The sequence below is a fragment of the Marivirga sp. genome (assembly GCF_024636815.1).
GTDB lineage: Bacteria > Bacteroidota > Bacteroidia > Cytophagales > Cyclobacteriaceae > Marivirga.
On record NZ_JAGXGF010000057.1, the window covers coordinates 1 to 8,844 of the forward strand.

8 protein-coding genes are annotated in these 8,844 nt (G+C 33.6%); 4 read left to right on the forward strand and 4 right to left on the reverse strand.

Features of this window, described 5'->3' with window-relative positions; translation table 11 throughout:
- Positions 1 to 199: 199 nt before the first annotated feature.
- The 3 genes from Q0L29_RS04275 to Q0L29_RS04285 all read right to left on the reverse strand — a co-directional run bounded on the left by Q0L29_RS04275 (position 200) and on the right by Q0L29_RS04285 (position 3,129).
- Complete coding sequence (locus tag Q0L29_RS04275) at positions 200 to 724, reverse strand: hypothetical protein (RefSeq protein WP_296619375.1); 525 nt, start codon at positions 722 to 724, stop codon at positions 200 to 202.
- A gap of 10 nt (positions 725 to 734) precedes the next feature.
- On the reverse strand, positions 735 to 2,564 hold the full coding sequence (locus Q0L29_RS04280; RefSeq protein ID WP_296619376.1) for a hypothetical protein: 1,830 nt from the start codon (positions 2,562 to 2,564) through the stop codon (positions 735 to 737).
- A 343-nt stretch (positions 2,565 to 2,907) separates the two neighbouring features.
- Entirely contained in the window at positions 2,908 to 3,129 is a 222-nt protein-coding gene (locus Q0L29_RS04285) for a hypothetical protein (protein WP_296619378.1), read from the reverse strand.
- Between the two features lie 128 nt (positions 3,130 to 3,257).
- Here Q0L29_RS04285 and Q0L29_RS04290 point away from each other — a divergent pair, with 128 nt between their 5' ends.
- The 3 genes from Q0L29_RS04290 to Q0L29_RS04300 all read left to right on the forward strand — a co-directional run bounded on the left by Q0L29_RS04290 (position 3,258) and on the right by Q0L29_RS04300 (position 5,114).
- Positions 3,258 to 4,076 carry an alpha/beta fold hydrolase gene (locus tag Q0L29_RS04290; protein WP_296619379.1) on the forward strand — a complete coding sequence of 273 codons (819 nt, stop codon included), beginning with the start codon at positions 3,258 to 3,260 and terminating at the stop codon, positions 4,074 to 4,076.
- A 61-nt stretch (positions 4,077 to 4,137) separates the two neighbouring features.
- Entirely contained in the window at positions 4,138 to 4,698 is a 561-nt protein-coding gene (locus Q0L29_RS04295; protein WP_296619382.1) for a DinB family protein, read from the forward strand.
- Entirely contained in the window at positions 4,698 to 5,114 is a 417-nt protein-coding gene (locus Q0L29_RS04300; protein ID WP_296619383.1) for a RidA family protein, read from the forward strand. The genes Q0L29_RS04295 and Q0L29_RS04300 overlap by 1 nt, the downstream gene beginning before the upstream one ends.
- A 624-nt stretch (positions 5,115 to 5,738) precedes the next feature.
- Here the strand turns inward: Q0L29_RS04300 and ald are convergent.
- Positions 5,739 to 6,878, reverse strand: coding sequence for an alanine dehydrogenase (gene ald / locus Q0L29_RS04305; protein WP_296619385.1), 1,140 nt, complete (start codon positions 6,876 to 6,878; stop codon positions 5,739 to 5,741).
- 330 nt (positions 6,879 to 7,208) lie between these two features.
- Between ald and Q0L29_RS04310 the strand changes: the two genes are divergently transcribed.
- Positions 7,209 to 8,844, forward strand: a 1,636-nt coding sequence (locus tag Q0L29_RS04310; protein ID WP_296619387.1) for a thiamine pyrophosphate-dependent enzyme, incomplete at its 3' end; no start/stop codon positions are given.

The following is an 8,844-nucleotide window of genomic DNA, read 5'->3' on the forward strand; positions in this document are numbered from 1 at the left end:
ATTTTTTTAATAATCTGTGCAAAAAGTGTAATATTGCTCATGAGGGGTTTTTTGGTTTTTGTGTCAACCCAAAATTAATATTTTGGTATAAAACTTAAACCCCTCTCTTTTATTTAGGACGGTATTGAATAAATATATTAAAAAAGCCTACATAATCTTTATGCAGGCTTTCCTCTTGTTTTATTTGTAAATATAATCCCTAATAAAACCTATCTTCATAATTCGAGAATTCAAACGCTCCTTCGCTTAAAGTATAAGTTACTGAAGGGTCTTTTTCGGAACTAACTTTTATAAAAAATTCACCTTTTATTATATCCTTGTTGACTGTAGTGTAATTCAACCAAAGGCTATCAATCACAGTATAAGCATATGATTTATCAGTCGGATGTTCGTCATAATAATCAAAATGAACAAATCTAATATCAATATTATCTTCTTTAGTATACTCACCAGTTCCACGAAATGAGCCGTCCAGATGTGCAATGTTTAGATCATATTCCCAATCTCCTTCTACACCTCTCAATCCATTTTGAGCCCGGAAAGCTGTTGATTGAAATTGCTCAATACTTCCAATACTTACTGCATTTAAAACTTGAGTGCCTTTGTTAACATTTGCGCTATCAAGTTCAAATGTGGTTAGTGCATAATAACTCTCTTTTTTTTCGCAGGCTGGGCATGCAAAAATGATCACAATTAATGATAATCCTAAAATAAAGCTTTTCATGTTCTTTTCTTCAGTAAGATTCTGTGAATTTCACGTCTATTTCTCCTTTAGAATGATTTCGTTCGGAAAAGGTGTAAGTTTTTTCAGGGTCTTGCCAATGGTACATATAATGAGGGTCCCAAACTTCGTCTTCAATATTTCTAAAATTTATAACACCCGACCAACCGGCATCAACGGTTCCCTCCGCATTGCCCCACTTGGTATCCTTAGTCCCTGTTAGTTTTACTTTTGCATCTAATTTTAATTCAGAATTACCTTCTCCTCCTAAATAGTCAACCTCAATTATACCGAATACACAGATATATCCATCATCTTCTGCGTCCCATCGTAAAAGCTTTTTATTCACGTCAGCTGTTACAGTATTGTTATTGTCACCAAATCCCCAATCATTGTAGTTTGTTGTTTTAAATTCAAACTGCTGGTTGTAAGTTCCCGACTCTGGATTATTCTCTGTTTGTAACACCAGTCTAACGCGCCAGTCTAACTTTCCTAAATACCAAGGCTCCACTTTATTTTGATATTTAATGTGATCAATAGTGAAATATTTGTCAGTGCTTCTCTTGGAGTAATAAGTACCTATTAATTTAGAAGATTGTAATCGCCCACATTGATTAAACGCGCTCAAATAAATATTAATGTGTTGACCAGAAGAATAACCTGTGATCGTTCCGTTTAAAGTATTGCCTGAGTTAATGGTTTTTCTTCTGCGATTTGCTTCTCCATCGGCCCAATAATCTAAATGATATCCAGATGCATTGTCCACTTTATTCCATTGTACTTCTATACCTGTTGGTTTAGGACTTACTGCTGTTGCCATTGGAATTTCAGGTAAACAATGGTCAGTTGAAATACCAATAAAAGAAATGCCTTTGCAATTATAGGCTTCAATTTTGTAGTAAGATACTGCATCATTTATTGAGGGCGAATAATTGAAGTAGGTAGATTCAGTAGTACCAATTAAACTATAGCTAGCTGTATAATCTGAATATTTATAAATTCTATACGATACTGCATTGCTTGCCGCAGTCCAATTTAATTGCAGGTAATTTCCAGAGCGTGTTGCAGATCCAGATTCAATTTTCCCAGGTACACTTTCGTATTCGCATTCTATTGGGTCTAAAAGTATTGGTTCTTTAATAGGCCCCTCAATTGGTTCTAAAGCAGACCCGTCAATAGTACTTCTACTAGAAATTTCGTTTCTCAAAGCATCGTTTGTTTTTTGTCCTTTATAATCAAAATTATCTGGTACACTTTCAGATTTCCTCAAGACTACCACAGGACCCTGTGGTGGGTCATTTGCATCTATTTTTATTTTTTTTCCTTGATTATCATAACCTTTCAAGAATTTTAATTCCTTTTCATCAAATTTGTTTGGAAGGTAATAGACGTTAGGTATTTCAGTTTCGGGATTCCATTTTTCAAAATTAATTGGGATGCTAATTGTTAAATTAGGATCATTCATTTCAATTTCAGCTAACTCTTTATTAGAATTGTTTTTAGAAAGCAACAGAATCGCTTCAACTTCCTCTTTAAATTGAAAATTTTCTTTTTTAGAATCTTCAAATAATTTTCGTAGATAGAAATTATAATCGCCATCAATTTCCTTTTTTACCTCTTCGTGTATATAATTTCTGAAATCAACATTATTTAAAGCTTTAGCTAGGTTTTTTGTTATTTTGTTTCGGTTTTTATTGTTGTTATTTTCTTTATCATAAAATTCTAATTGATCAGATTTTATGTTAACGTTCTCGGTTAATTTCTCGAATTCCTTATTTTCTTGACAAGAGATTGTTAAAACTATAAGAATTATTAATGTAGTGTTTTTGATTAATTGGTTCATTTTATAAAAAAATTGTATAGGTTTTACTTTGACTTATTTTAAAATTTCTATAAATGAATATCATGGGGGAGGACGGGGCATAAGGTTTTGGTTTTATTACTTTAAAAATGTTTGTTGATAAATGTAATATATATTAATTTTTATAAAGGTAATTTAATGTCGAACAAAATCAAACTTTTAGTAAATGTATTCTAAAAGTTATTGAAATTATTGCAAATAGGCAAAAAGCCCTGAAAGTGTCTTTAGTCAAACGACCTTTCTTTAAAAGCGATCATCCTCAAATAAATTTCATGGCTTAGGTTGATGATTTCGGAAGCATTTAAATCTTTATCAAATTAATCAGCTATTCTTCAACTCTTGATTTTCTGATTTCTGCAATAATTTCATCTGAATCACGAGAATCTTCCCATGCTCCTGATAAATCTTTTAAACTGACTGTCTTTTTTTCTTTTTCTTCGATAGATTCAGTCAGCTTGATAATCAAGTTTTTCTTAGAGCGATTGTCAAGTCGTGAGAGAAATCCAAAATACTTATCTATTGTTTTAGCTGTTAATGATAAAGCCATAATTCTTTTTTAATAAAATTAAGAATTATTTTAGAAACGCAATATTTATGAAGGAAGGTTCAATATTACCATAGGTTAGACGTTAATTTCATTAAATCGAAAAAGAATTACAGATAATTTCGAAAACTATGAAAAAATTCTTCTCCCTACTTTTTCTCCCACTAAACCTATTAGCCATTGACCCAGACAGGGAATATGATTTAACCCCTGACTCTATTGGCTGGGATTACGAACAATTGATTATTAGTACGGAGGATGGTTATGATTTAAATACTTGGATCTATGCACCTAATTCTGAGAGTCAAAAAGATGAAGTGCTGATTTTAGCATATCCTGATGCAGGAAATATGTCGTATTATGTCTTACATGCTTCTATTTTAGCAAATTTAGGATATACGGTAATCACTTTTGATTACAGAGGTTTTGGTAAAAGTTCTGATTTTGATATTAAGAAAGACAATTTGTTTCATTTGGAATTTGCTACGGATTTAGTGGCAATAGTGAATTTTGCTGAAAATAGATTTGAAGATGGAAGTTTGGGGATTTGGGCATCGTCTATGGGCAGTATGGTGACTACATTTGCCTTTGAAGATATCAAAAGTGAAATTGATTTTCTGATTTATGATGGATTCGTTTATAGCCCTAATGAGCATATTGAAAGATTAAAAGCTCTAAAAGGGAAAGAAACTTTTTCTCCCATTCCATCTGCAAAATACACCCAAAAGTGGAAAGCAATAGACGTTCCGATTTTGCTTTTTGCAGGAAGCAAAGATGAAATCACAACTACGGAAGTTGCAAAATCAATTGAAGATGAACTTAGCCCAATAGCAGTAATTCAGATTTTTGATGGCGGACATTTAATGGGGTTTCAGCATGAAATAAAAAAATCTGGATTTGGAGGTTGGTATTCAACTCAAATTGATGAATTCATCAGAAATAAGTTATAGATAGTAGGAATTAAAAGTCGATTTTTCCTTAACTTTTCCCTCTCATTTACGATAATGGACTATGATTTGGCTTAAAGATGTAATCAAAGATTTAAAAGAAATAGAAGAAACTACAAACCATGAGTTTCAAGATTTGAGTGAAGAAGAGTTAGTTTGGAAGCCTGCACCTGATAAATGGTCAATAACGGAATGTTTGCAACATATCATCATTGCCAATTCAATTTATATAAAAGACATAGAGAAACGCCTGCAAAAAGCAGAAGTCAAAACTATTGAATATCCAATCAGCTTTTCCATAACTGGAAAATTATTTCTATATGCAGTTGATCCAAAATATAAGTGGAAGGTGCCTGCACCAAAGATTTTTAAGCCTATAAAGGAAAACAAGGTGGAAAGCGGAACGGAAACTGTTGAAGAATTTATAAGATTACAGAATGAAATCGTAGGTGTAGCATTAAAAGCCTGTGCATATGATCATCAGCATGTACATACTTATAGTCCAATCAGTAAATTATTGAAATTTAATGTTGGCGAGCAATTATATATCATGATGCGTCATACCAAGCGTCATATTAATCAGGCAAAGCGAGTAAAGAATCAAATACCAAAAACTTTGGCATAATGAAAGAAAATATCAGAAATTCGGATCGAGCCCCTTTACCTGTTGGATTATATCCTCATGCACGTAAGGTGGGTAATTTATTATTTCTTTCGGGTGTAGGTCCCAGAAAAAAGGATAGTAAAAGTATTCCAGGTGTGAAGCTGAATGATAAAGGAGATATAGTTTCTTATGATATTGAAACTCAATGCAAATCAGTTTTTGAGAATGTTCGAATGATTTTAGAAGATTGCGGAAGCAGCTGGGATAAACTGGTGGATGTTCAGGTTTTCTTGACTAATATGAACGATGATTTTTCCACTTTCAATAAAGTTTATGCTGAATATTTCAAAGATATTCAACCTTGTAGGACTACTATTGAGATAAATGCATTGCCAACACCGATAGCCATTGAATTAAAGTGTGTGGCAGAAATTTGAGTGATTAGCACTTTGCTACTAATTCTTTTATTTCAGCCTCTAATTCCAAAAAATTATTTCAATTTGCCAAACAGCATTTTATGAAGACAATCCTCAAGGTGATTGATACTAGGAATTTTAGCGATGAGATCTATGGGAACTGATTTAGAACAAACTTTTACTTGTAAAAGTGATACACAGATTATATTATTAACAGCTTGTTATAATTTGAAAGGTTCTCTTGAAAATAAAAATGAAACTCTAATTTTTATTAAAGCAAAAATAAAGTCCTAATTCTGAAATTTTATCATATTTAAAACCTCAAAAAGCTTTGAATTAGGGGAAATCTGAGGTTTTAGATATTAAATATAGATTTATACCCAAAATTATATTTTGTAGTTTCTACTTTTCCTTTTTGTTTGATCAAAAAGAAAGAAAAAATCAAGACAAAAAGATGCTTCATCGCTACATGCCAACGCTGGCCCGCCTTTTTGTCCTCCTGCCCGCCCTCTTCGAGCAAATATTATTTGGTTTTGAAGGTTTGTAGTATTAATCAAGAGGAGTCTTTGAAGACTCTGAGTAAAACAAAAAAAGCCTTTCCGCATTACTACAAAAAGGCTTTTTATTTATTTTGAATTCAAATGTTTAATCTTTCAATTTACCCCAAACATCTCCTAAATATTTTTCAAAAGGAACATGCTCTAAGTCATAAGCTTCGGCAACTGCATCATAAACCACATCTCCTTTTATAACATTTAAGCCTAAAGCTAATTCTCTATTTTCCTGACAAGCTTTTACCCATCCTTTATTAGCTAATTGAATAGCATAAGGAAGTGTTGCATTAGTTAATGCCAAAGTAGAAGTATAAGGAACTGCGCCCGGCATATTAGCAACACAGTAATGAACTACATCATCAATGATATATGTAGGATCTTCGTGAGTGGTCGGTTTACAAGTTTCAATACATCCACCTTGATCCACTGCAACGTCAACAAGTACCGTACCTGGTCTCATTTCTTTCAACATATCACGTGTAATCAAATGAGGAGCTTTTCCTCCTGGGATTAACACAGCACCAACAATTAAATCAACTCTATGGAGCATTTCACGAATGTTGTATTCATTTGACATGAAAGTATTCACGTTAGCAGGCATTACATCATCCAAATAACGTAAACGCTGTAAGTTAACATCCATGATAGTAACATCAGCGCCCATACCAGCAGCCATTTTAGCAGCATTTGTCCCAACAACTCCTCCACCTAAAATCATTACTTTTGCTGGTCTAACACCTGGTACGCCACCTAGCAAAATACCTCTACCTTTCAATGGTTTCTCTAAATATTTGGCACCTTCTTGAATAGCCATTCTTCCAGCTACTTCTGACATCGGTACCAAAAGGGGTAAACTTTTATCGGTTTTCTCTACCGTTTCATAAGCCAAACAAATCGACTTATTTTTGATCATTGCTTTGGTTAAACCCTCATAAGCTGCAAAATGGAAATAGGTAAAGACTAATTGATCTTCCTTAATCAAGTCATATTCCTCTTCGATAGGCTCTTTTACCTTCATAATCATCTCTGCTTTCGCATAAGTGCTTTGAATGTCAGGTAAAATCTGAGCACCTGATTCAACATAATCTTCATCCAAAAAACCACTACCTTCTCCGGCAGTAGCCTGTACAAATACTTGGTGGCCTCTTTTGACCAACTCTTGTGTACCGGCCGGTGTCAAGGCGACACGGTTTTCGTTGTTTTTGATTTCTTTTGGTACCCCAATGATCATAACAAAATAATTTTAATGTTTCCTAATTGGGGGCAAATATAAAGTAAACTATATAATTTACAGTCTTTGCTCTTAGTTTTTTAAGTTACTTTATTTTATAATTTCAAAATCAAATTAATATTTTATTTTGAATACTTATACTTAGTGTTTATTTGGTAGAATATTATTTTGACAGAATGTTAAAAGCCAAAAATATAAACTGACTTATGCTTTCCAAACACTTGTTAGGCTTAACTGTCAAATTAGGCTTTGAAAGCCTCATCATTTTGGTTATTTTTGTTGAACTTACTTTAAGGTAAGATTGTATTTTCTTAATAAAACACTAAGCTGATGACAACTGCCAAAAGCAATAAAAAGAATAAAACTAGTATTTCTAAAGAGGAAGTTTTAAATGATTTCCGTTTAGGATGGGAGAGTAGGCATGCAAGTTTGATGGGGCGTAAGGAAGTTTTCATGGGCAAAGCTAAATTTGGAATTTTCGGTGACGGAAAGGAATTGGCTCAGCTGGCTATGGCTAAGTCTTTTAAGAATGGTGATTTTCGTTCTGGTTATTACCGTGACCAAACTTTCATGTTTGCCATTGGTGAGTTAGGCATACAAGAATATTTTGCTCAGCTTTATGCCCATACAGACGTTAATGCTGATCCTGCTTCTGCTGGTCGATTAATGAATGGACATTTCGCCACTAGAATGTTGGATGAAGCAGGGAAATACACAAAACTGACAGAAAGCAAAAACAGTTCTTCTGACGTTTCACCAACAGCAGCACAAATGCCGAGATTGGTAGGATTAGCATTTGCTTCAAAATTATTCAGAAATAATAAAGAATTAAATAAAAAAGAGTTTGAGCAATATTCCATCAATGGAAATGAAGTAGCCTTCGGAACTATAGGAAATGCTTCTACCTCAGAAGGTATGTTTTATGAATCCATTAATGCAGCTGGAGTGTTACAAATTCCGATGTTGATGTCCATTTGGGATGATCATTACGGGATTAGTGTGCCGCAGGAATTTCATACTACAAAAGGTAGTATATCAGAAGCCTTGGCTGGATTTCAAAGAACAAAAGATAAAAATGGATATGAAATCTTAACAGTTAGAGGTTGGGATTACGAAGCTTTGATAGATACTTATCAAAAAGCAGCAAAAATTTCTCGTGAAGAACACGTGCCTTCAATAGTGCATGTTTTGGAAATGACACAGCCTCAAGGGCATTCTACCTCAGGATCTCATGAGCGTTATAAATCACAAGAAAGATTAGACTGGGAAACAGAACGTGATTGCTTGACCCAATTCAGAAAATATATTCTTGAAAATAAAATTGCTTCAGAAAAGGAATTAGATGAGATAGAAAACGAGGCAAAGAAAACTGCTAAAGATGCTAAAGATGCTGCTTGGAAAGCTTTTATTGGTGAAATTAAAGATCAGCAAAAAGAAGCTTTAGGCTTGTTGAATGCTTTAGCAGAAGAAACTGGTCAAAATGAGATTTCAGAAATTGGACAGGAGTTGAAATCAGCTATGAATCCATTGCGACTAGATAATATAAAAGCTGTTAAAAAATCTTTGCGATTAGTTATAAAACATCAAGGAGAAGCTAAACAAAAGCTTATTAACTGGTTGAAAGCTGTAAATGAAGAAGGGCATGATCGCTATAGTTCTCATTTATACAGTGAGTCAGATGAATCAGCTTTAAAAGTGGAGGTGATAGATGCAGAGTATTCCAATGACCCTAAAAAAGTAGATGGTAGAGAAGTTTTACAAGCTTGCTTTGATGCTGCTTTAGCTCGCGACCAAAAAGTTTTTGCTTTTGGTGAGGATGTTGGAAAAATAGGTGATGTAAATCAAGCCTTTGCAGGTTTGCAGGAAAAGTATAGCGATTTGAGGGTGATGGATACCGGTATTCGTGAATGTACAATAATCGGACAGGGAATTGGTACCGCATTAAGAGGCTTAAGACCAATAGCTG